Origin of the sequence: Solwaraspora sp. WMMB762, assembly GCF_049179115.1 — a bacterium.
GTDB lineage: Bacteria > Actinomycetota > Actinomycetes > Mycobacteriales > Micromonosporaceae > Micromonospora_E.
In genome coordinates, this window is the sequence record NZ_JBMHMD010000001.1 from 5,648,252 (window position 1) to 5,670,127 (window position 21,876).

The 21,876-nt window shown below is 71.7% G+C and carries 21 protein-coding genes; 14 read left to right on the forward strand and 7 right to left on the reverse strand.

What is annotated here, in order from left to right:
• Positions 1 to 57: 57 nt before the first annotated feature.
• A complete protein-coding gene (locus ACN27J_RS25300) occupies positions 58 to 822 on the reverse strand; it encodes a M23 family metallopeptidase (protein WP_278173823.1) in 765 nt (254 codons plus the stop codon).
• Positions 823 to 1,209: 387 nt separating this feature from the next.
• Here ACN27J_RS25300 and ACN27J_RS25305 point away from each other — a divergent pair, with 387 nt between their 5' ends.
• From ACN27J_RS25305 to sucD, 3 genes are all read left to right on the forward strand, one after another.
• Positions 1,210 to 1,608 (forward strand): cobalamin B12-binding domain-containing protein, encoded by a 399-nt coding sequence (locus tag ACN27J_RS25305; protein ID WP_421370046.1) that lies wholly within the window; start codon positions 1,210 to 1,212, stop codon positions 1,606 to 1,608.
• A 446-nt stretch (positions 1,609 to 2,054) separates the two neighbouring features.
• Entirely contained in the window at positions 2,055 to 3,251 is a 1,197-nt protein-coding gene (gene sucC / locus ACN27J_RS25310; RefSeq protein WP_281551810.1) for an ADP-forming succinate--CoA ligase subunit beta, read from the forward strand.
• A gap of 5 nt (positions 3,252 to 3,256) precedes the next feature.
• The gene (gene sucD, locus ACN27J_RS25315) at positions 3,257 to 4,144 is read left to right on the forward strand and encodes a succinate--CoA ligase subunit alpha (protein ID WP_421370048.1); all 888 of its coding nucleotides are present in this window, start codon (positions 3,257 to 3,259) and stop codon (positions 4,142 to 4,144) included.
• Positions 4,145 to 4,204: 60 nt separating this feature from the next.
• On the opposite strand, the gene ACN27J_RS25320 is transcribed toward sucD, so the two are convergent.
• The gene (locus ACN27J_RS25320; protein WP_421370050.1) at positions 4,205 to 4,453 is read right to left on the reverse strand and encodes a hypothetical protein; all 249 of its coding nucleotides are present in this window, start codon (positions 4,451 to 4,453) and stop codon (positions 4,205 to 4,207) included.
• 164 nt (positions 4,454 to 4,617) lie between these two features.
• On the opposite strand from ACN27J_RS25320, the gene ACN27J_RS25325 reads away from it, so the two are divergent.
• Positions 4,618 to 6,024: a DUF6350 family protein gene (locus tag ACN27J_RS25325; protein ID WP_421370052.1), complete on the forward strand. Its 1,407-nt coding sequence runs from the start codon at positions 4,618 to 4,620 to the stop codon at positions 6,022 to 6,024.
• A 24-nt stretch (positions 6,025 to 6,048) separates the two neighbouring features.
• Here ACN27J_RS25325 and ACN27J_RS25330 read toward each other — a convergent pair whose 3' ends face one another.
• Positions 6,049 to 6,642 (reverse strand): DUF4190 domain-containing protein, encoded by a 594-nt coding sequence (locus ACN27J_RS25330; RefSeq protein WP_421370054.1) that lies wholly within the window; start codon positions 6,640 to 6,642, stop codon positions 6,049 to 6,051.
• Between the two features lie 164 nt (positions 6,643 to 6,806).
• Between ACN27J_RS25330 and purN the strand changes: the two genes are divergently transcribed.
• The 6 genes from purN to ACN27J_RS25360 all read left to right on the forward strand — a co-directional run bounded on the left by purN (position 6,807) and on the right by ACN27J_RS25360 (position 13,040).
• Positions 6,807 to 7,421 (forward strand): phosphoribosylglycinamide formyltransferase, encoded by a 615-nt coding sequence (purN, locus tag ACN27J_RS25335; RefSeq protein WP_278173834.1) that lies wholly within the window; start codon positions 6,807 to 6,809, stop codon positions 7,419 to 7,421.
• A complete protein-coding gene (gene purH, locus ACN27J_RS25340; RefSeq protein ID WP_421370056.1) occupies positions 7,418 to 8,998 on the forward strand; it encodes a bifunctional phosphoribosylaminoimidazolecarboxamide formyltransferase/IMP cyclohydrolase in 1,581 nt (526 codons plus the stop codon). Before purN ends, purH begins: the two co-directional genes overlap by 4 nt.
• Before the next feature lie 16 nt (positions 8,999 to 9,014).
• Positions 9,015 to 9,614, forward strand: coding sequence for a pentapeptide repeat-containing protein (locus ACN27J_RS25345; protein WP_421370058.1), 600 nt, complete (start codon positions 9,015 to 9,017; stop codon positions 9,612 to 9,614).
• A 109-nt stretch (positions 9,615 to 9,723) separates the two neighbouring features.
• Entirely contained in the window at positions 9,724 to 10,596 is an 873-nt protein-coding gene (locus ACN27J_RS25350) for a bifunctional methylenetetrahydrofolate dehydrogenase/methenyltetrahydrofolate cyclohydrolase (protein WP_421370060.1), read from the forward strand.
• Positions 10,597 to 10,724: 128 nt separating this feature from the next.
• Positions 10,725 to 11,675 (forward strand): malate dehydrogenase, encoded by a 951-nt coding sequence (gene mdh / locus ACN27J_RS25355; RefSeq protein ID WP_421370062.1) that lies wholly within the window; start codon positions 10,725 to 10,727, stop codon positions 11,673 to 11,675.
• Positions 11,676 to 11,822: 147 nt separating this feature from the next.
• Positions 11,823 to 13,040 carry an NADP-dependent isocitrate dehydrogenase gene (locus ACN27J_RS25360; protein WP_123606034.1) on the forward strand — a complete coding sequence of 406 codons (1,218 nt, stop codon included), beginning with the start codon at positions 11,823 to 11,825 and terminating at the stop codon, positions 13,038 to 13,040.
• 278 nt (positions 13,041 to 13,318) lie between these two features.
• On the opposite strand, the gene galT is transcribed toward ACN27J_RS25360, so the two are convergent.
• From galT to cysC, 4 genes are all read right to left on the reverse strand, one after another.
• The gene (galT, locus tag ACN27J_RS25365) at positions 13,319 to 14,410 is read right to left on the reverse strand and encodes a galactose-1-phosphate uridylyltransferase (RefSeq protein ID WP_421370064.1); all 1,092 of its coding nucleotides are present in this window, start codon (positions 14,408 to 14,410) and stop codon (positions 13,319 to 13,321) included.
• A gap of 12 nt (positions 14,411 to 14,422) precedes the next feature.
• The gene (locus tag ACN27J_RS25370; protein ID WP_278174764.1) at positions 14,423 to 15,202 is read right to left on the reverse strand and encodes a DeoR/GlpR family DNA-binding transcription regulator; all 780 of its coding nucleotides are present in this window, start codon (positions 15,200 to 15,202) and stop codon (positions 14,423 to 14,425) included.
• A 117-nt stretch (positions 15,203 to 15,319) separates the two neighbouring features.
• Positions 15,320 to 16,261, reverse strand: a complete 942-nt coding sequence (locus ACN27J_RS25375; protein WP_421370066.1) for a sulfotransferase domain-containing protein — start codon at positions 16,259 to 16,261, stop codon at positions 15,320 to 15,322.
• Positions 16,262 to 16,413: 152 nt separating this feature from the next.
• Positions 16,414 to 17,943, reverse strand: coding sequence for an adenylyl-sulfate kinase (gene cysC, locus ACN27J_RS25380; RefSeq protein ID WP_278173848.1), 1,530 nt, complete (start codon positions 17,941 to 17,943; stop codon positions 16,414 to 16,416).
• A gap of 260 nt (positions 17,944 to 18,203) precedes the next feature.
• On the opposite strand from cysC, the gene ACN27J_RS25385 reads away from it, so the two are divergent.
• The 4 genes from ACN27J_RS25385 to ACN27J_RS25400 all read left to right on the forward strand — a co-directional run bounded on the left by ACN27J_RS25385 (position 18,204) and on the right by ACN27J_RS25400 (position 21,802).
• Complete coding sequence (locus ACN27J_RS25385; RefSeq protein ID WP_416596539.1) at positions 18,204 to 19,127, forward strand: ABC transporter ATP-binding protein; 924 nt, start codon at positions 18,204 to 18,206, stop codon at positions 19,125 to 19,127.
• An 88-nt stretch (positions 19,128 to 19,215) separates the two neighbouring features.
• A complete protein-coding gene (locus ACN27J_RS25390) occupies positions 19,216 to 20,076 on the forward strand; it encodes an ABC transporter permease (RefSeq protein WP_421372459.1) in 861 nt (286 codons plus the stop codon).
• Positions 20,073 to 21,083, forward strand: a complete 1,011-nt coding sequence (locus tag ACN27J_RS25395; RefSeq protein WP_421370068.1) for an ABC transporter ATP-binding protein — start codon at positions 20,073 to 20,075, stop codon at positions 21,081 to 21,083. Before ACN27J_RS25390 ends, ACN27J_RS25395 begins: the two co-directional genes overlap by 4 nt.
• Before the next feature lie 20 nt (positions 21,084 to 21,103).
• A complete protein-coding gene (locus tag ACN27J_RS25400; protein ID WP_421372461.1) occupies positions 21,104 to 21,802 on the forward strand; it encodes an ABC transporter permease subunit in 699 nt (232 codons plus the stop codon).
• Positions 21,803 to 21,876: the final 74 nt, after the last annotated feature.

The window sequence follows — 21,876 nt, forward strand, 5'->3', positions numbered from 1 at the left end:
ACAAGAAAACCGCTCAGACCGTACGGTCTGAGCGGTTTTCGTCAGTCACTTAGAGTGTCAGGGCTCGACGACGCCACCGTAGATCGCCTCGACCTGCAGCTTGAGGTCCACTCCCTTGCCCCGCAGCCAGGTGATCGGGTCCTGCGGCTCCGAGTCCACGTGCACCTCGAGGTGCAGGTGGGCGCCGTAGGAGTGGCCGGTGTTGCCGACGTCGCCGAGCAGATCACCGGCTTCCACCCGCTGACCGGCGGTGACCCGCAGCCGGGACGCATGGCCGTAGACGGCCTCGGTCCCGTCGTCGTGCTTGACGATCACGCAGTAGCCGTAGCCGCCGTTCCAACCGGCGAGGGTGACCGTGCCAGCGTGGATCGAGTGGAACGGGGTGCCCTCGGCGGCGGCTAGGTCGACGCCGGCGTGCAGCTTTCCCCAGCGCATGCCGTACGGGGAGGTGAAGGTGTAGCCGCGCAGTGGCAGCATCCACACGTCCGGAGCGGCCTGGGTCATCGAGGTGGCCGGGGTCCGGTCGGCGTCCCGGGAGGCGCGCTCGGCGTCCTCGGCCCGCTCGCTGATCTGGCTGTCCAGGTCGAGGGCCTGGTCGTCGATCTCCAGAGCCTGGTCGCTCAGCGCGACGCTGTTCTCCAGGTCGGCCAGGGCCGACGGGCTGAGTGTCTTGGCGTCGGGCATCGCGCTGGCCCCGAGGGCGACGACACCCGCGCCGACGACGGCGGTGGTCATGACCGCCGCGTAGCGGCTACGGGGTGGAGTCGGTACGCGGCGACGACCCCGATATCGATCGGGCTCTGACGACAGGCGCTGGCGCACGCACACCCTCCATCGGCGGGTAGTTCGGCGGCGGTGCGAGCATCCGGGACCTCGTTGCGGAACCTGGGATTAACGCTCGTTGGCCGGGTTGGTTCTGGCCGGAGCCAGAGGACAACCGTGGACACGGTAGCCAACCCCTAGGGTCGCCACAACCCGACTCGCGAAAAACTGTTGACGATCTGCGACCGTCCGTTGTGTATTGCCCGATTTCGTAACCTTTTATCGGGCCACTCGTTGGTAACTGCTGGTTACATTGAGCATTACTTATCGTGCGTTCAGTCAGGGTGGATTCGGGGTTGCGGCTCGGGGTCGGCCGGGCTGCCGGCGATGTGCCGAGGTTGGTTAACCTTCGTTAAGGATCGACCGGTCGGCAGGAGGCGGGCAGCGATGGAGACTCGGATCCGGGTGGTGGTGGCGAAGCCTGGTCTCGACGGCCACGACCGCGGCGTCAAAGTGGTGGCCAGGGCGTTGCGGGATGCCGGCATCGAAGTCATCTACACCGGTCTGCACCAGACACCGGAGCAGATCGTCGAGACCGCCATCCAGGAGGATGCCGACGCCATCGGGCTCTCCGTGCTGTCCGGCGCGCACCTGACGCTGTTCCGCCGAGTGCTCGACCTGCTGCGCGAGCGGGGTGCGGACGACATCGTGGTCTTCGGTGGAGGCATCGTCCCCGACGAGGACATCGCGGCACTCAGCGCGCTCGGCGTGGCCAGGATCTTCACCCCCGGGGCGAGCACCGCCGACATTGTCGACTGGGTCCGCGGCAACGTCCCCGCCCAGTGAAGCGGCAACGTCCCCGCCCAGTGAAAAGGTGAGCGACCCAGCGAAAAGGGTGAGAGGCCGGACGCACCCCTCACACGTCCGGCCTCTCCATGCACGATGCCCCGCCGCCACCCCTCGACCGACAGGGCATCGGCCGCTTCCGTCGGCCCCGCGCTGCGTTTCCGACACCTCACTCAACGACACCTGTCACCGGGGGTTACGTCGCCGGCACACCTTATTTTCGGGGGCCGTGCCGGTGGTCGCGGCCGGGTCGCCGTACGGCTGGGTGGGCGGCTCGCCGGATGTGTGCAGTTGCGCACACCGTCCGCCCGCCTACTGGCGTCCCAGGGCCGGGTGGTTAGGCTGCGCCAATGGCCGGTCACCGCTCGTGACCGGGAAATCATCTGATTCTGCACGCTGGCGGCGGCGCGACGGCGCGCCGCGGAGACGGAACGGGACGCGCAAACGTGGACCTGTACGAGTACCAGGGGCGCGAGCTGTTCGAGCGACACGGGTTGCCCGTGCTCGCCGGCGGCGTCGCCACCACCCCGGAAGAGGCCCGCGCGATCGCCGAGCGCCTCGGCGGCCGTGTCGTGGTCAAGGCCCAGGTCAAGGTCGGTGGTCGAGGCAAGGCCGGCGGCGTGAAGCTGGCCGAGGACGCCGACGAGGCGGTCAGCCACGCCACCAACATCCTCGGTATGGACATCAAGGGGCACACCGTCGGCAAGGTGATGCTGACGGTGACCGCCGACATCGCCGACGAGTACTACCTGTCGTACCTGCTGGACCGGGCCAACCGCACCTTCCTCTGCATCGCCAGTGTCGCGGGCGGGATGGACATCGAGCAGGTCGCCGCCGAGACGCCGGAGCGGGTGGCGAAGATCGCCATCGACGCCAACGTCGGGGTGGACGAGGCCAAGGCCGCCGAGATCGTCACCGCCGCCGGCTTTCCGGCCGAGCTCACCGACCAGATCACCGAGATCGCGGTCCGCCTCTGGCAGGCGTTCATCGCCGAGGACGCCACCCTGGTCGAGGTGAACCCGCTGGCCCGGACCCCCGAGGGTCGGGTGCTCTGCCTCGACGCCAAGGTCACCCTGGATGAGAACGCCGGTTTCCGGCACCCCGACCACGAGGCGATGGTCGACCAGTCCGCGGTCGACCCGCTGGAGCAGCGGGCCAAGGAGAAGGACCTCAACTACGTCAAGCTCGACGGCTCGGTCGGGATCATCGGCAACGGGGCCGGCCTGGTCATGTCCACCCTCGACGTGGTGGCGTACGCCGGCGAGGCGCACGGCGGCGTCAAACCGGCCAACTTCCTCGACATCGGCGGTGGCGCCAGCGCCGCGGTGATGGCCAACGGGCTGGAGATCGTGCTCTCCGACCCGGACGTGCGGACCGTGTTCGTCAACGTCTTCGGCGGGATCACCGCCTGCGACGAGGTGGCCAACGGCGTCGTCCAGGCGCTGGCTCTGCTCGAACAGCGCGGAGAGACGGTGACCAAGCCGCTCGTCGTCCGGCTGGACGGCAACAACGCCGAGGCGGGCCGGGCGATCCTCGACTCGGCCGCCAACCCCCTCGTCGAGCGGGTCGACACCATGGACGGAGCGGCCGAGCGGGCCGCGCAGCTCGCCGCAGCGGCGTCCGGCCGCCCGGAAGGACAGTGATCGAGATGGCGATCTGGCTGACCAAGGACTCCAAGGTCATCGTGCAGGGGATGACCGGCTCCGAGGGCTCCAAGCACACCCGGCGGATGCTCGCCGCCGGCACCACCGTCGTCGGCGGGGTCAACCCGCGCAAGGCCGGGCAGCAGGTCGAGTTCGGCGACACCCGGCTGCCGGTGTTCGCCAACGTCGGCGAGGCGATGAAGGAGACCGGAGCCGACGTCACGGTCATCTTCGTCCCGCCGGCGTTCTGCAAGGCGGCGGTGATCGAGGCGATCGACGCCGAGATCCCGCTCGCCGTGGTGATCACCGAAGGCATCCCGGTGCACGACTCGACCGCCTTCTGGGCCTACAACACGGTTAAGGGCGGCAAGACCAGGATCGTCGGTCCGAACTGTCCGGGCATCGCCTCCCCGGGTGCCTCGAACGCCGGCATCATTCCGGCGGACATCACCCCGGCCGGCCGGATCGGCCTGGTCAGCAAGAGCGGCACGCTGACCTACCAGCTGATGTACGAGCTGCGCGACATCGGCTTCTCCACCTGCGTCGGTATCGGCGGTGACCCGGTCATCGGCACCACCCACATCGACGCGCTGGCGGCCTTCCAGGAGGACCCGGAGACCGACGCGATCGTGATGATCGGCGAGATCGGCGGCGACGCCGAGGAGCGGGCCGCGGAGTTCATCAAGGCGAACGTGACCAAACCGGTGGTCGGCTACATCGCCGGGTTCACCGCCCCGCCCGGCAAGACGATGGGCCACGCCGGTGCGATCATCTCCGGCTCGGCGGGTACCGCCGCCGCCAAGCAGGTCGCGCTGGAGGCGGCCGGAGTCAAGGTCGGCCGTACGCCGAGCGAGACCGCCCGGCTGATGCGTCAGGTGATCACCGGCGGCTGACCGGCCACAGCCGACATGGGCCGTCGACCGGGAGACCGGTCGGCGGCCGTCGTCGTGTGGTCAGCCGATCGGGTAGTTCCCGGTGGCCCAGAAGCTGGCGTTGGCGATGATGTTCAGCACGCTCAGCACGATGGCCACCCAGCCGAGCACCGGGGACTTCCGGAAGCGGTTGGCGTCGCGGATCGACAGTGCGCCGAAGACGATGCCGAGGATACCGCAGCAGAGCAGGCCGACCACGATGCCGAGCACACCCCACAAGGTGCTGCGGTCGCTGCCGGCCGACGCTGCGGCCGGTGGATACTGGGTCATCGGCAGGATCCCCCGTCAACTCGACAACCGCCGTCGTCGACGGCGCGGTCCAGCACCGAGCGTACGGCCAAATGACCGGAATGTCGGCGGGTTCGGCAGGTGACCGGCCAGGCCACGGCGATATTGCCGCCGGATCAGTGCGCCCACGTGCCAAAGTAGGCACGATGGCAGCCCACCCCCCGGATCCGCCACGGACGGCGGACAGTACCGCGTCGGTCGACGCCGTTCGGCACCCCGGCCCCGGCCGTGCCCCCGGCGCCGCCCGCCGTGGCCGGGCCCCGCTGGCCGTCGCGGCCTCGGTGACCACCCTGTGGGCCGCCGTCGTGTCGTACCTGCCGGTCGCGGTGGTGATGTGGCTGATCCGACTCGCCGAAGGCGACTCGTCGGTCCTCGGCGCGGCCCGGATCGGTCTGGCCGCCTGGCTGCTCGGGCACGGCGTACCGCTGGACACGCCGACCGGTCCGCTCGGCCTGCCGCCGCTGCTGCTCAGCGCGCTCGCCGCCTGGCGGATCTACCGGGCCGGGGTGCACACCACCCGGGCGGTCGGTGCCCGGCACCGCGGGTCCGCCGGCCGGGCGATCGTCGTCGCGTTTGCCGTCGCGACCGCGTACGGCGCGCTGGGCGCCGCCGCCGCGCACGTCACCAACAGCGCTACCACGGCGGTCGAACCGCTGCGGGCCGGGGGCACGCTGGCGGCGTTCGGCGGGATCGGCGCGTTGCTCGGAGCCGGCCAGACCACCGGAACGCTGCGCCGACTGGCGGCGCGCTGCCCCGACCTGCTCCGGCACGCGGCGCGGGCCGGGCTGGTCGCCGCGCTGCTGGTGCTCGGTGCCGGCGCCGCCGTGGCCGGGCTGTCCGTGGCGATCAGCGGTGGGGACGCCGCCGACACCATCGGGGTGTACCGGGCCGGGGTGGCCGGGCAGGCCGGGATCACGCTGCTCAGCATCGCCTACGCGCCGAACGCCACCATCTGGGCGACCGCCTACCTACTTGGGCCGGGCTTCGCGCTCGGATCCGACACGGCGGTACGGACCACCGAAGTCACCCTCGGCAGCCTGCCAGCGGTCCCGTTGTTCGCCGGGCTGCCCAACGGCCCGGCCGGCGGGCTCAGCGCGGCGTTGCTCGCCCTGCCGGTGCTGGCCGGGATGACCACCGGGTGGGTGCTGGCCCGCCGCTGGCCGGCGGGGTCCGACCGGGGTGGTGCCGGGCTGCCCGGCTGGCCGGTGCTGATCGGTGCTGCCCTGATCAGCGGGCCGGTGGCCGGACTGTTCCTGGGCGGTGCGGCGGCGGTGTCCGGCGGGCCGCTCGGTGCCGGGCGGCTCGCCGACGTCGGCCCGGTCGCCTGGCAGGTGGCGGTGGTGTCGAGCGCGGTGGTCGCGGTCGGGGCGGTGGTCGGCGCGGCGGCGGCGCGGGCGGTGGCGGCACCTCCGGCGGACCGGTCCGCGCCCCGCCAGCGGCGGTCCGCCGCCGCCCGGTCCGCCGCCGCCCGGTCCGCCGCCGCCCGGTCCGGTGCCGGGCAGGGACATCTCGGCAACGGCACAGGGCGCCCCGGACGATCCGGGACGCCCTGATCGGGTCGCGTCACAGAGCCTGGCTCAGATGCTGTTGAACCCGCTGCCGAAGTCCAGCAGAACGCCGAGGATCGAGTTCGCGATGCCGAGCACCACCCCGATCGCGCCGCAGATCAGCCCGGCCATCGCCTGGCCACGGTTGTCGGCCAGGCCCTGGTCGACCTTGTTCTTGCCGAGGAAGCCGAGCACCGCGCCGGCGATCCCGGCCGGAATGCCGAGCAGCGGGCAGCACACGGCCAGCACCAGCGAGGCGATGCCGACGATCATGCCGATCAGGCCCAGGTTGTTGTTCTTCTGCTGGCCCGGCATGCCGTAGCCGCCGGCGGGGTACGGCTGGCCCGGCACCGGCTGCTGCGCGTACGGGTCACCGTAGGGCTGCCCCGGCGGCTGCTGCGGGTACGGCTGCCCCGGCGGCGGCTGCTGGCCGTACGGGTCCGAGTAGGGCTGTCCTGACGACGGCGGCTGCTGGCCGTACGGGTCCGAGTAGGGCTGCCCCGAGGACGGCGGCTGACCGTACGGGTCGGACGGTGGCGACGAGGTCGGGTCCTGGGGCTGCTGGGGCTGCTGGCCGTACGGATCTTGGCCTGGGTAGCCGGGCTGCACAGAGAGCTCCTTCATGACGACGACGCTCAGGGCGGTCGGAGATCGTGTTTTTGCCCGAGCGTCGGGCAGCGTATCTGGTCAGCGCAAATCCTGCCGCCCGTCGCGCCCGCCCGTCGCGTTGGGCGGGACCTGGGCGGGACCTGGGCGGGGCCTCGTCGGCGGCCGGGTAGGGTGCTCGGGTGACCTCGTCCCCGGCCAGACTCGTGGTGCTCGTCTCCGGCTCCGGCACCAATCTGCAGGCGCTGCTCGACGCCACCGAGGACCCCGCGTACGGCGCGGTCGTCGTCGCGGTCGGCGCGGACCGGGACGGGATCGCCGGGCTGGACCGGGCCAAGGCCGCCGGGGTGCCCACCTTCGTGGCCCGGGTCGCCGACCACGCCAGCCGGGCCGACTGGGACGCCGCGCTGACCGCCGAGGTCGCCGCGTACCAGCCGGACCTGATCGTTTCGGCCGGCTTCCTGAAGCTGGTCGGCGCCCGGTTCCTGGCCGCCTTCGGGGACCGCTACGTCAACACCCACAACTCGCTGCTGCCCGCGTTCCCCGGCATGAACGGACCGCGGGACGCCCTCGCCTACGGGGTCAAGCTGGCCGGTGCCACGCTCTTCTTCGTCGACGCCGGCGTCGACACCGGACCGATCGTCGCGCAGGTCGCGGTCCCGGTCGAGCCGGACGACGACGAGGCCAGCCTGACCGAGCGGATCAAGGAAGCGGAACGGGCGCAGCTCGTCGAGTACGTCGGCCGGCTGGTCCGGCACGGCTGGACCATCTCGCATCGAAAGGTCACCATCCGATGAACCCGAGCATCGACGGCCGCCGCCCGCTGCACCGGGCGTTGATCAGCGTCTACGACAAGACCGGCCTGGTCGAGCTGGCCACCATGCTGCACGCCGCCGGGGTGGAGATCGTCTCCACCGGGTCGACCGCGACCACCATCGCCGCCGCCGGCGTGCCGGTGGTCCGGGTGGAGGACGTGACCGGCTTCCCGGAATGCCTGGACGGCCGGGTCAAGACGCTGCACCCGCACGTGCACGCCGGGCTGCTGGCCGACCTGCGCTCCGCCGACCACACCACGCAGCTGGCCGAGCTCGGCGTCGCCCCGTTCGACCTGCTGGTGTCCAACCTGTACCCGTTCCAGCAGACGGTGGCCTCCGGCGCCGACCTGGACGGCTGTGTGGAGCAGATCGACATCGGTGGCCCGGCGATGGTGCGGGCGGCGGCGAAGAACCACGCCAGCGTCGCGGTGGTCACCTCGGTGTCGGCGTACCCGCTGATCGAGCAGGCCCTCGCCGACGGCGGCTTCACCCTGCGGCAGCGGCGCGCCCTCGCCGCCCGCGCGTTCGCCGACATCGCCGAGTACGACGTCGCGGTCGCCGACTGGTGCGCCCGGACCCTGGTCGGCGCGGACACCGACCAGCCGGTCGACTGGCCGGAGTTCGCCGGCACCGCGCTGCGCCGGGCCGCCGTGCTGCGCTACGGCGAGAACCCGCACCAGCGGGCGGCCCTCTACCTGGACCCGGCGGCACCGGCCGGGCTGGCCCAGGCCGAGCAGTTGCACGGCAAGGAGATGTCGTACAACAACTACGTCGACGCCGATGCCGCCTGGCGGGCGGCGAACGACTTCACCGCCCCGGCGGTGGCGATCATCAAGCACGCCAACCCGTGCGGCATCGCGGTCGGTGTCGACGTCGCCGAGGCGCACCGCAAGGCGCACGCCTGCGACCCGGTCTCCGCGTACGGCGGGGTGATCGCGGTCAACCGGCCGGTCACCGTCGAGCTGGCCAACCAGGTCGCGGAGATCTTCACCGAGGTGGTGGTGGCCCCCGGGTTCGACCCGGCCGCGGTCGAGGTGCTGGCCCGGAAGAAGAACCTGCGGCTGCTGCTCGCCCCGGCGTGGCAGCCGGCGGAGGTCGAGTGGCGGCAGGTCTCCGGCGGCCGGCTGGCGCAGACCGCCGACCGGATCGACGCCGCCGGCGACGATCCGGCGAGCTGGCGGCTGGCCACCGGTGCTCCGGCTGACGCGGACCTGCTGGCCGACCTGGGCTTTGCCTGGCGGGCGGTACGTGCGGTGAAGAGCAACGCGATCCTGCTGGCCCGCGACGGTGCCACCGTCGGGGTCGGGATGGGCCAGGTCAACCGGGTCGACGCCGCCGAGTTGGCGGTGCGCCGGGCCGGTGCCGGCCGGGCCGCCGGTGCGGTGGCCGCCTCCGACGCGTTCTTCCCGTTTCCGGACGGCCTGCAGGTGCTGATCGACGCCGGGGTACGCGCGGTGGTGCAGCCCGGCGGTTCGATCCGGGACGACGAGGTGATCGCGGCGGCGAACGCCGCCGGGGTCGCCATGTACCTGACCGGCACCCGGCACTTCTTCCACTGACCGGCCGGCCGTCGTCGTGTCGCCGCAGCAGCGCGTCGAGGAGCGGATCGTCGGGGCCGACTGGGCGCTCGACGAGTTCGACCGGGTGCACTTCGACCGCTGTGAGCTCGTCGACGTCGACCTGACCGAGGCGGTGCTGACCGGCTGCGTCTTCACCAACTGCGTACTGGCGAACGTGCGGGCCAACGCGGCCCGGCTGACCCACTGCGCGCTGCTGCACTGCGTGATCCGGCGGTCGTCGTTCTTCGACGCGACGTTCGCCGACTGCAAACTGACCGGCACCCAGTTCCTCGACTGCACGCTGCGCCCGCTGCACGTCGACGGCGGGGACTGGGGGTTCGTGCTGCTGCGCGGCCAGGACCTGACCGGGACGAAGCTGTCCGGGCTGCGGCTACGGGAGGCCGACCTGACCGAGGCGGACCTGAGCCGGGTGGATCTTTCCGGGGCGGACCTCGGCTATGCCCGGCTGACCAGCGCGAAGCTGCGCGGCACGGACCTGCGTGGGGCGGATCTGGCCGGGGTCGAGCTGCGCGGCCTCGATCTGACCGGGGCGCGGATCGACCTGGCCCAGGCGGTGCAGGTCGCGGCGGCGTACGGCGCCGACGTGCGGCCCTGACCGGCTGGTCCGCAGGGCCCTGACCGGCTGGTCCGTGCGGCCCCTGACCGGGCTGGTCCGTGCGAGGTGCCAACCGGGGCGGATCGGGCGACGTGAGACGATCGGTGACGTGACGGCGACAATTCTGGACGGCAAGGCGGCGGCTTCCGCCATCAAGGACAACCTTCGTGCCCGGGTCAAGGCGCTCGCGGAGCAGTCGGTGGTGCCTGGTCTCGGCACCGTGCTGGTCGGTGAGGATCCCGGCTCCCAGGCGTACGTCAACGGCAAGCACCGCGACTGCGCCGAGGTCGGCATCGCCTCGATCCGCCGGGACCTGCCGGCCGACGCGACCCAGGAGCAGGTGGAGGCGGTGGTGGCCGAGCTGAACGCCGATCCGGCCTGCCACGGCTACATCGTGCAGCTGCCGATGCCGGCCCAGATCGACACCCAGCGGGTGCTTGAGCGGGTCGATCCGGACAAGGACGCCGACGGGCTGCACCCGGTGAACCTGGGCCGGCTGGTGCTCGGTTTCGACGCGCCGGTCGCCTGCACCCCGCGCGGCATCGTCGACCTGCTGCGCCGCAACGGGATCCGGATCCGGGGCGCGGAGGTGGTGGTGATCGGCCGGGGCACCACCGTCGGCCGGCCGCTGGGTCTGCTGCTGACCCGGCGCAGTGAGAACGCCACGGTGACCCTGTGCCACACCGGCACCCTGGATCTGGGCGACCACACCCGCCGGGCCGACATCGTGATCGCTGCGGCGGGCGTACCGGGGCTGGTCACCGCCGAAATGATCACGCCGGGGGCGACGGTCGTCGACGTCGGCATCACCCGGGTGCTCGGCGAGAACGGCAAGGGCCAGTACACCGGTGACGTGGCACCGGACGTGGCCGAGGTGGCCGGTGCGCTGGCCCCGGTGCCCGGCGGGATCGGCCCGATGACCCGGGCCATGCTGCTGACCAACGTCGTGGAACTGGCCGAGCGGGGCCTGGCCGGCCGGTGAGCCGGCCGGTGAGCCGATCGGTGTGGTGGGCGTGAGGTGGGTCTCCGGGCGCGCCCCTGACCCGCTCAGCCGTTACCTGGCTGATACGGTCCCGTCAAATTCGCCCGGTAGCAGGGAGTGAGACGACAATGGGCAAGAAGGTCACCGTCGTCGGGGCCGGCTTCTACGGCTCGACGACCGCGCAGCGCCTGGCCGAGTACGACGTCTTCGACACCGTCGTGCTGACCGACATCATCGAGGGCAAGCCCGAGGGACTGGCCCTCGATCTCAACCAGTCGCGGCCGATCGAGGGCTTCGAGACCAAGGTCGTCGGTGCGACCACCGGGGTGGACGGCTCCGGCTACGAGGTGATCTCCGGCTCGGACGTCGTCATCGTCACCGCCGGCCTGCCGCGCAAGCCGGGGATGAGCCGGATGGACCTGCTGGAGGTCAACGCCAAGATCGTCCGCGGCGTCGCGGAGAACATCGCCCGGTACGCCCCGGACGCGGTGGTCATCGTGGTGTCCAACCCGCTCGACGAGATGACCGCGCTGGCGCAGATCGCCACCGGGTTCCCGCGCAACCGGGTGCTCGGCCAGGCCGGCATGCTGGACACCGCCCGGTTCTCCCACTTCGTCGCCGAGACCCTGGCGGTACCGGTGGCGACCGTACGCACGCTGACTCTCGGCTCGCACGGTGACACCATGGTGCCGGTGCCGTCGCGGTGCACCGTCAACGGCAAGCCGCTGACCGAGCTGCTGCCGGCGGACAAGATCGAGGAGCTGGTGGTCCGGACCCGCAACGGTGGGGCCGAGGTCGTCGCCCTGCTCAAGACCGGGTCGGCGTACTACGCGCCGTCGGCGGCGGCGGCCCGGATGGCCAAGGCGGTGGCCGAGGACTCCGGCGCGGTGATGCCGGTCTGCGCCTGGGTCACCGGGGAGTACGGCATCGACGGCGTCTACCTGGGCGTGGAGGCCGAGCTCGGGGCCGAGGGTGTCCGTCGGGTGGTGACCACCGACCTGACCGACACGGAGCTGGCCGCACTGAAGGAGGCCGCCGAGGCGGTCCGGGCCAAGCAGGCGGACGTGGCCGACCTCTGAGCCGTACCGGCGTGACGATCGGGGCGGGCATCCGGGTGCCCGCCCCGACGTGTGTCGCGCCTCGTTCGTCCCGCCCGCTGCGCACCGGGTTCGGCAATCCAGTACGCTCGTACTGCTAACACGAGTTTCCGAGAGGAGCGCCGGTCGATGGCGAAGATCAAGGTAACCAACCCGGTCGTCGAGCTCGACGGCGACGAGATGACCAGGATCATCTGGAAGCAGATCCGGGAGCAGTTGATCCTGCCCTACCTCGACGTCGACCTGCACTACTACGACCTGTCGATCCAGTACCGCGACGAGACCGACGACCAGGTGACGGTGGACGCCGCGAACGCCATCAAGCAGCACGGCGTCGGCGTCAAGTGCGCCACCATCACCCCGGACGAGGCCCGGGTCGAGGAGTTCGGCCTCAAGAAGATGTGGCGCTCCCCGAACGGCACCATCCGGAACATCCTCGGCGGCGTGGTGTTCCGCGAGCCGATCATCATGTCGAACGTCCCCCGGCTGGTGCCCGGCTGGACCAAGCCGATCATCATCGGCCGGCACGCGCACGGCGACCAGTACAAGGCCTCCGACTTCGTGGTACCCGGGCCGGGCACGGTGACCATCACCTACACCCCGGCCGACGGCAGCGCCCCGGTCGAGATGGAGGTCGCCAACTTCCCCGGCGGCGGTGTCGCGATGGGTATGTACAACTTCGACGAGTCGATCCGTGACTTCGCCCGCGCCTCGCTGCGCTACGGTCTGGACCGCGGTTACCCGGTCTACCTGTCGACCAAGAACACCATCCTCAAGGCGTACGACGGTCGGTTCAAGGACATCTTCGCCGAGGTGTACGAGGCCGAGTTCGCCACCGAGTTCGCCGCCGCTGGCATCACCTACGAGCACCGGCTGATCGATGACATGGTCGCCGCCGCGCTCAAGTGGGAGGGCGGCTTTGTCTGGGCCTGCAAGAACTACGACGGTGACGTGCAGTCGGACACCGTCGCCCAGGGCTTCGGCTCGCTGGGGCTGATGACGTCGGTGCTGATGACCCCGGACGGCCGTACCGTGGAGGCGGAGGCCGCGCACGGCACGGTCACCCGGCACTACCGGCAGTGGCAGAAGGGCGAGAAGACGTCGACCAACCCGATCGCGTCGATTTTCGCCTGGACCCGGGGTCTGGCCCACCGCGGCAAGCTGGACGGCACTCCGGCGGTGACCGAGTTCGCCAACACGCTCGAGCAGGTCTGCATCGAGACCGTCGAGGCGGGCCAGATGACCAAGGACCTGGCGCTGCTGATCGACCGCAACGCTCCGTGGCTGACCACCGACGAGTTCATGGCGGCTCTCGACGGCAACCTGGCCAAGCGGCTGAGCGCCTGAGTAGCCGAGCGTCTGAGCAGCTGAGCGCCTGAGCTCGCGGCCGGCACCGTCACCGGTTCCTCCGGCGAATCGTTGAACAGGGTGGACGTGGTGCCAGTCGCGTCCAAGGGGATCTTCCGGTGGCGGTCGCCCTGAGCAACATGACGCCAACGGTGGATCCTCGGCTGTGAACCAGCAGCCTGCCGTCCCTTCCCTGCGGGGGGCCCTGTCCCGGGCCCCCCGCAACCATGTCCGGCACGGTCGGACATGTCGGGTCCGGTGGAACGTGTCCGGGCCGGTCAGGCGTCACGCAGCAGCGCAGCCGCCTGTTCGGGCCGGACGTCGTTGATGAATACGCCCATCGCCGATTCCGAACCGGCCAGGTACTTCAGCTTGTCCGCCGCCCGCCGGATGGTGAACACCTGCAGATGCAGGTAACCCAGCTCCCGTTCGTGACGTACCGGGGCCTGATGCCACGCCGCGATGTACGGTGTGCCCTGCCGGCTGTCGAAGAGCCGGTCGAAGCGGCGCAGTACGTCCAGGTAGAGCGGCCCGAATGCGTCCCGTTCGGCGTCGTCCAACGCGGCGATGTCCGGCACCCGGCGGTGCGGTGCCAGGTGCACCTCGAACGGCCAGCGCGCCGCGGCCGGTACGTACGCCGTCCACCGGTCGTTCGCCGCCACCACCCGTACCCCGGCCGCCCGCTCGGCGGCCAGCACGTCCGCGTACAGGCTCCGCCCGCCGGTCGCTGCGGCGTGCCGTCGGGCGGCGGCCAGCATCGACCGGGTACGCGGCGGCACGAACGGGTACGCGTAGATCTGTCCGTGCGGGTGATGCAGGGTTACCCCGATCTCCACGCCCCGGTTCTCGAAACAGAACACCTGCTCCACCGCGTCCAGCGCGGACAACTCGGCGGTCCGGTCGGCCAGCGCGTCGACGACGGTGCGGACCCGGGCCGGGGCCAGGGCGGCGAACGAGGTGCCGTGCTCGGCGGTGAAGCAGACCACCTCGCAGCGCCCGAGACCGGGCCGGGTCGGGGTGAACGGCGTACCACCGGGGTAGCCGGCGGTCCCGTCACCCACCCGGTCGCTCAGCGACGGGAACCGGTTCTCGAAGACCACCACGTCGTAGTCGTACGCCGGAATCTCACTGGACCGGTCGGGCCGCGACGGGCAGAGCGGGCACTGGTCGGTCGGCGGCAGGAAGGTCCGGGTCTGCCGGTGCGCGGCGATCGCCACCCACTCGTCGGTCAACGGATCGTGGCGAAGCTCCGAGGCGGGTGGCGGGGGCGGCAGCTCCCGCCGGTCCGGTCCTTCCCGGACGGCGTCGTCCCGCTCGTCGAAGTAGATGAGTTCCCGCCCGTCGGCGAGCCGTACCGCATGGCGTTTCACGACGCTGAGTTCCTATCGGTGTGGGTCGGCGATCGACAGCTCGACGCCGTGTCCGGCCAGGACGTCGCGGGCCGGTGCGGGTAGTCCGGGGTCGCTGACCACGACCTGGGCCGTGGCCAGCTCTGCCATCGAGGAGATGCCCACGACGTCCCATTTGGTATGGTCGGCCAGCACCACCAGGCGGGCCGCCGCTGTGATCAGGGCGCGGTTGGTGTCGGACTCCATCAGGTTCGGGGTGGTGTAGCCGGCCCGTTCGCTCATCCCGTGCACACCGAGGAAGAGCAGGTCCACGTGCAGGTCGCGGAGGGCGGTCACGGCCACCGGCCCGACCAGCGCGTCCGACGGGGTACGCACCCCACCGGTGAGGATCACCGTACGGTCGCCCCGACCGTCCCGGTAGAACACGTCGGCCACCGGGATCGAGTTGGTCACCACCGTCAGCCCGGGGACGTCGACCAGCCGGCGGGCGAGCTCCACCGTGGTGGTGCCGGCCGACAACGCCACCGCCCCGCCGGCGACGACCAGCTCGGCGGCGCGTGCGGCGATCGCCGCCTTCTCGGCCTGCTGCCGGGCGGACTTCGCCACGAACCCGGGCTCGTCGGTGGCCCCGGGATCGACCAGGGTGGCCCCGCCGTGCACCTTGGCCAGCAGCCCCCGGTCGGCGAGGACGTCCAGGTCCCGGCGGATCGTCATGTCTGAGACGCCGAACTCGACGGCCAGGTCGGTGACCCGTACCCCGCCAGCGGCCCGGACCCGGTCCAGGATCGCTGCCTGGCGCTGCGGCGCGAGCATCAGCACCACGTCCTGCTCCCACCTGCTCGCACTAAATCCAACAGATGCGAACACTATCGCGCAGGTGCGGCCGAACGGAAGTACGCCCGGCCAGGTAGGCGCCTGCGTAGGGTCGGGTCAGCGGAACGCTTCCGCCACCGCGCTGCGCCAGACCGGCGGACGGCCGAGCCAGGCGGCGAGGTGCGCGTCGTGCGGGGCGTAGTGGTCGGCCAGCTCCCGACGGGTACGGGCACCGGGCGGCTCGACCGGCAGGCCGTCGGACGGTGCGCCCGGTGCTCCGTCGACCAGGGCCGGCGGTTGCGTCGGCGGCGGTAGCCACGGCTCCTCGTCGAGCCTCGGCAGGCCGAGGAAGTCCAGCACCTCGCCGTACACCTTGGCCGGCGTGGTCCACAGCCGTTCGGCCTCCACCAGGCAGATCCGCTCCCGGCCAACCTGAGAGGCCAACCGGTCCAGGTAGGTGGCGTACTCGCCGCGCTGCCGGTACGCGTGGTGCTGGTGGGCGAAGCTGCGGTACCCGGCCTCCACCCCGAGGCGTTCCTCCTGCCCGCGTAGCCGGGCGGACTCCAGCGCCAGCGCCCGAGCGAACGATGGCTCCGGCTCGTGCCCGGCCAGCCGTTCCACCCGGAAGTGCGACCAGGCCCGGTCCACCGGATCGCGGACCAGCACCAGCAGCCGCACGTCCGGCAGGTCGCGGGCGATCCGCAGCGCCGCGTACGGGTGGTAGAGGTAGTAGGTGCTGGTCTCGAAGGCGCTGGCGGTGCCGCCGTGGCGTCGCTGCAACCGGCGGGCGGTGCGCTGGCGGGGGAAGTGCCCCCGGTACCAGTCGATGCCGCGCTCGTACGAGGTGTCGAAGAAGCTCACCCCGTCGCGGCGGGCCGCCCGCAGCACCAGCGGATGAGCGGCCAGCATCCGGTGCAACCCGGCGGTCCCGCACCGGTGCCCGCCGCAGATCAGGAACGACGGCAGCACCCGCCTCGGGGCCGTCCACCGCCCGTACGACCAGGACCGGGTGGGCACGATCCGGCGTAGCGGCTCCGGGATCCGACTGCGTATCGGCATGTCGCCCTCTCCTGTCCTGCCTGGACGGCTGTGCTGCCGGGGTGGCGCGAAACGCTATTTACCGGATAACGCTGCCGCTACCCGGACAAGAGCGGCTTCTCGCCCGACTTGCCGTCATCTGCAGAAAAGGCGACAAAGGAGGATGTCGTGGGTCAGGCCGGCTTCAGTCGCGGCTCCACCCAACCCGTTTCGGTGAGGTGCTGCAGCACCGTCTGCACGCCCTGCTCGATGCTCATCTCACTGGTGTTCAGCACCAGGTCGGCATCAGTCGGCTCCTCGTACGGATCGTCGATCCCGGTCATCCCGGTCAGCTGACCGGCCCGCGCCTTGGCATACAGCCCCTTACGGTCGCGGGCCTCGCAGACCTCCAACGGGGTCGCCACCCAGACCAGCAGGAACCCGGCCCCGGCGTCGTTCGCCATCTGCCGGGCCACCGCCCGGGCCTGGGCGTACGGTGCGATCGGGCAGCAGATCGCCACCCCGTGGTGCCGACCGACCTCGGACGCGACCCAGCCGATCCGACGGACGTTGCGGTCCCGGTCCGTCTTGGAGAACGTCAACCCGGCGGAGAGCTCACGGCGTACCACGTCCCCGTCGAGCAGCGTGACGGTCCGGTCGCCGCTCTCCCGCAGCGCGTCCGCCACCCCCCGGGCGATGGTCGACTTGCCGGAACCGGACAGCCCGGTGAAGAACACCACCAGGCCACGATGCCGGCGCGGCGGCCGGGCCCGGGCCAGCTCCCGCGCCACCGCCGGCGGGGTGTGCCACTCCGGTAGCGGAAAACCCCGGTCCAGCAGGTCGTCGATCTCCTCCTGGTCGAGCGCCAGCCGCCGGTTGCGCGGCGGGATGTCGTCGCGCCAGCGCCACTGACCGTCCCGGTTGTCGTAGGCCAGCTCCCGGGGCACCAGCACCCGTGGACCGCCGCCGGAGAGCATCTCGCCGGTGGACAGCAGGTGGGTGACGCCGTACGCGGCCGCCACCCGGGCCCGCAGCAGCGCGTCGCGGATCTCGTCACCGCGCCGGGTCAACGGCACCGCGACCAACGTCGCCGGCGGCATCCGGTCCCGGGCCGCGAAGACACTGCGGACCAGCACCTCCGGCGGCAGCCCGCTGACCCCGCCGTCGGCGACCGGGATCAGGATCAGCAGATGTGCGGCGAGGGTACGGGCGGCGTGCGCGATCTGGGCCAGCTGCGGGCGGTGCAACGGGCGGTCGGCGATCACCCCGAGCACCCGGCCCGGGGGCAGCAGCGCGCGTACCTCCGCCGGGCTGCGACGCAGCCGCTGGAACGGCCCGCCGGTGCCGTCGCCGAGCCGGCGCACCCGGCCGCCGACCGCCGAGAAGCCGTCCCGGCTCGGCCAGGCGTCGACGATGTCCAGCGCGGCCACCGGAGCACCCTCCGGGTCGGTGAGCACCAGCACCCGCAGCAGCGGATTCGTCAGGTCGAGCCCGGCGACCAGGCCGGCCGGCACCTCCAGGGTGACCGGCACCGGCCAGGCGGTGCCGTCGGCCAGCCGGCCGCGACTACGCAACGAGGCAAGATCGGCGCGGGTGTGGAAGCCGGTCAGCGGGGCGTACGCCTCGGACAGGATCAGCTCAAGGTCGGCCAACTCGAACGGCCGCGGCGTGTACGCCGGCGCGTCCCGCAGCACGTCGTCAGGCAGCACCCAGCCGTCGGTCATCACACCCCCCAATGGATCGAACTCACAGTTTCGCAGCCGGCCGGCCGTCGGTCGAGACTGGCACGGCGAGTTCTGTCACCATCGCGGGATGTCGACCATCGTCGCGCGATGTCGACGTCTCGTCCGGGGCCGAACCAGAGCAACGCTTGCTTCCGGGTCCGGCGGAGTCACCCCTAATGGCAGGGCATGGGTCGCACCTCAGGGAACCTCCAGGGGGAAACCCCATCCCACGACGTGCCGGCAGTCCATACGCTGACCGGGTGACTCTCATCGCAACCGATGCGCTGACCAAGACGTACGGCGGGCGGGTGACGGCCCTGGCCGACCTGACCGTCGAGGTCCAGCCCGGCATCGTCGGCCTCGTCGGGGCCAACGGCGCCGGCAAGTCGACCCTGATCAAGATCCTGCTCGGCCTGCTCGCCCCGACCAGCGGACAGGCCCGGGTGCTCGGACTGGACCCCACCACCGACGCCGACGCGGTCCGCGCCCGGGTCGGCTACATGCCGGAGAACGACTGCCTGCCGCCGGACCTCAGCGCCGCCGAATTCGTCACCCACCTGGGGCGGATCAGCGGTCTGCCGCGCGCGGCGGCCCGGGAACGGGCCTCCGAGGCGCTGCGCCACGTCGGGCTCTACGAGGAGCGCTACCGGCAGATCGGCGGCTACTCCACCGGTATGAAGCAGCGGGTCAAGCTGGCCCAGGCGCTGGTGCACGACCCCGACCTGCTGCTGCTGGACGAGCCGACCAACGGCCTGGACCCGGCCGGCCGGGACGCCATGCTGGCCCTGGTGCACCGGATCGGCGCCGAGTTCGGCATCTCGGTGCTGGTCTGCTCGCACCTGCTCGGCGAGGTGGAACGGATCTGCGACTCGCTGATCGCCATCGACGGCGGCCGACTGCTGCGTTCCGCCCAGCTCTCCGACATGACCACCGCCAGTGACGTGCTGGCGATCGAGGTCAGCGAGGGCACCGAGGCGCTGGCCGCCCGGCTGGCCGCGGCCGACCTGCCGGTCAGCCGGGAAGGTCAGCTGCTGCTGGTGCCCGCCGAGACCGGCTCCGACGTGTACGACCGGATCCTCACCGCGGTCGTCGAACTCGACCTGCCGCTGCACCGGCTCGACCAGCGCCGGCACCGGGTCGCCGAACTCTTCGCCACCACGGAGGACTCCCGTGTCAACGTCTGACCAGCTCACCGCCGCCCGGGGCACCGGGCCGACGCCGGCCGGCCCGGCTGTCGCGGGCACCACCTCGAACGGCGCGCCGGGCGGCGTCATCCACGACATCGGCTACCAGCGCTACACCGGGGTCCGGCTCGGTCGCCGGCACGTCGTCGGCGCGCTCTACGCGCACAGCCTGCGTACCGCGTTCGGGCTCGGCCGCAGCGCCAAGGCCAAGATCTTCCCCTGGTTCATCGTCGGGGTGGTGGTCGCCGCCGCCGCCGGCCTGGTGGCCGTCCGCGCCCAGATCGGCCAGGTGCTGCTCAGCTACGCGCAGTTCGCCGACACGATGAGCTGGCTGGTGATCTTCTTCGTCGCGGTGGTCGCCCCCGAACTGGTCTCCCGCGACCTCGGCAGCGGTGTGCTGCCGCTGTACTTCTCCCGGCCGCTGCGGCTCGTCGACTACCCACTGGCCAAGTTCGCCGCCCTGGCCACCGCCGTGTTCATGCTGCTCGGCGCACCACAGCTGGTGATGTTCCTCGGCGGCGCGTTCACCACCGACGCCGGCTGGTCCGGGGTGTGGGACGAGGTCACCGACCTCGCCCCAGGCCTGGCGTACGCCGTGTTGTGGGCCGGTGTGTTCAGCGCCATCGGGCTGGCGGTCGCCTCAGTCACCGGTAAGCGGGCATTCGCCGCCGGTGGGATCGTCGCAGTCTTCCTGATGACCACCCCGATCGGCGGGGTGCTCTCGGTGCTGCCGTCGGTCACCGCCAACCAGCTCGCCGGTCTGGTCGCCCCGTCCAGCCTGGTGCAGGGCACCGGGATCTGGCTGTTCCGGGACGCGCTGATAACCGAAGCCGGCACCGGTCTGGACACCGGCGGCTTCGGCCCGCTGTACGGGCTGGTCACTGTCGTCCTGATCGCCGGCTGCATCGCCGCCCTGATCGCCCGCTACCGGAAGGCGGCCCGTCGATGACCACCTCGACCTCGACCCCGAGCTCCACCCCGGCCGCCGCGGCCCCGGTTACCTCCGCCGCCGGCACCGGCACCGCTGGCACCGCCGGCCGCCCCGCCGCGATCGAGCTCGCCGGGGTTTCCCGCTGGTACGGCAACGTCGTCGCGGTCAACGACGTCAGTATGGCCCTCAATGCCGGGGTCACCGGCCTGCTCGGCCCGAACGGCGCCGGCAAGACCACGCTGCTGCACATGATGGCCGGCTTCCTGCCGCCGTCGCGGGGTGCCGTCACCGTCGACGGCGAACCGACCTGGCGCAACCCGGGCGTCTACCGCAAACTCGGGCTGGTCAGCGAACGGGAGGCCGTGCACGGCTTCCTCACCGCGTACGAGTTCGTGCTGGCCAGCGCCCGGCTGCACGGGTTGCCCGACCCGGCGGCCGCCGCCCGGCGGGCGATCGAGCTGGTCGAGATGACCCCGGCGCAGGACCGGCGGATCGGCACCTACTCCAAGGGGATGCGCCAGCGCACCCGGGTCGCCGCCGCGCTGGTGCACGACCCGACGGTGCTGCTGCTCGACGAGCCGTTCAACGGCATGGACCCGCGCCAGCGGATGCACATGATGACGCTGCTGCACTCGCTCGGCGACGCCGGCCGGACCATCCTGTTCAGCTCGCACATCCTGGAGGAGGTCGAGCAGGTCTCCGGCACCGTCCAGGTGATGGTCGCCGGCCGGCTGGCCGCCTCCGGCGACTTCCGCAGCATCCGGCGGCTGATGACCAACCGGCCGCACGTGTTCGCCGTACAGTCCAGCGACGACCGGGCCCTGGCGGTGGCGCTGCTGCGCCACGACTCGGTCACCGGCGTCGACCTGCCCAAGGGCGGTGGGATCACCGTACGCGCCGGTGACTACGGCAGCTTCACCCGCGCCCTGCCCCGGATCGCGCTCACCGAAGGGATCCGGGTGCACCGCCTGCTGCCGTCGGACGAATCCCTGGAGAGCGTCTTCTCCTACCTCGTGGAGGCCTGAGAGCCGTGAACTCGACCGTCATGTGGATCACCGCGCGGGGGCTGTTCGGCCGCCGCCGGTTCCTGCTCCTGCTGCCGCTGCCGGTGCTGGTGATCGCCCTCGCCGTCCTGTGCCGGTGGCTCGGCGTCGCGCCGGGCAACTGGGCCCAGCCGGTCCTGATCGCGCTCGGCCTGGCCGTGGTGCTGCCGGTGGTGGCGCTGATCGTCGGCACCGGGGTGCTCGGTTCGGAGATCGACGACGGCACCATCGTGCACGTACTCAGCAAGCCGCTGCCGCGCTGGCAGATCGTGCTGCCGAAGCTCGTCGTCGCGTTCGGTGTCACCACGCTGACCGTCGCGGTGCCGCTGTACGTCGCCGGGGTGCTTGCCGAATCGGCGCGCCTCGGCCTCGCCCTGGCCGCCGCGAGCGCCGCCGGAGCGCTGGCCTACTCGGCGCTGTTCGTGGCGCTGAGCCTGGTCACCCGCCGTCCGGTGCTACTCGGCCTGGTCTACGTGCTGATCTGGGAAGGGCTGCTGGGCAACATCGTCTCCGGCACCCAGGTGCTCTCCGTCCAGCAGTACGTGGTCACCTTCGCCGACCGGATGGCCGCCACGACACTGTTCGACGGCCAGGTGTCGGTCACCGTGTCGGTGATCATGACCGCGGTGATCGCGGTGCTGTTCACCCTGCTCGCCATCGACCGGCTCCGTTCGTTCAGCGTAGCCGGCGAGACCAGCTGACCCGACCGGCATCGAGCGGCTCGCATCGGGGGGTGCCCGTGCCGGCCGACCAGTCTCCCCGCTGGTCGGCCGGC

Excerpts from the sequence above, each read along its gene's own strand:
- ACN27J_RS25305 (WP_421370046.1), top strand. The coding sequence starts at position 1,210 with ATGGAGACTCGGATCCGGGTGGTGGTGGCGAAGCCTGGTCTCGACGGC.
- sucD (WP_421370048.1), top strand. The coding sequence starts at position 3,257 with ATGGCGATCTGGCTGACCAAGGACTCCAAGGTCATCGTGCAGGGGATG.
- ACN27J_RS25320 (WP_421370050.1), bottom strand. The coding sequence starts at position 4,453 with ATGACCCAGTATCCACCGGCCGCAGCGTCGGCCGGCAGCGACCGCAGC.
- ACN27J_RS25325 (WP_421370052.1), top strand. The coding sequence starts at position 4,618 with ATGGCAGCCCACCCCCCGGATCCGCCACGGACGGCGGACAGTACCGCG.
- ACN27J_RS25330 (WP_421370054.1), bottom strand. The coding sequence starts at position 6,642 with ATGAAGGAGCTCTCTGTGCAGCCCGGCTACCCAGGCCAAGATCCGTAC.
- purH (WP_421370056.1), top strand. The coding sequence starts at position 7,418 with ATGAACCCGAGCATCGACGGCCGCCGCCCGCTGCACCGGGCGTTGATC.
- mdh (WP_421370062.1), top strand. The coding sequence starts at position 10,725 with ATGGGCAAGAAGGTCACCGTCGTCGGGGCCGGCTTCTACGGCTCGACG.
- ACN27J_RS25360 (WP_123606034.1), top strand. The coding sequence starts at position 11,823 with ATGGCGAAGATCAAGGTAACCAACCCGGTCGTCGAGCTCGACGGCGAC.
- ACN27J_RS25370 (WP_278174764.1), bottom strand. The coding sequence starts at position 15,202 with ATGCTCGCGCCGCAGCGCCAGGCAGCGATCCTGGACCGGGTCCGGGCC.
- ACN27J_RS25375 (WP_421370066.1), bottom strand. The coding sequence starts at position 16,261 with ATGCCGATACGCAGTCGGATCCCGGAGCCGCTACGCCGGATCGTGCCC.
- cysC (WP_278173848.1), bottom strand. The coding sequence starts at position 17,943 with ATGACCGACGGCTGGGTGCTGCCTGACGACGTGCTGCGGGACGCGCCG.
- ACN27J_RS25395 (WP_421370068.1), top strand. The coding sequence starts at position 20,073 with ATGACCACCTCGACCTCGACCCCGAGCTCCACCCCGGCCGCCGCGGCC.
- ACN27J_RS25400 (WP_421372461.1), top strand. The coding sequence starts at position 21,104 with ATGTGGATCACCGCGCGGGGGCTGTTCGGCCGCCGCCGGTTCCTGCTC.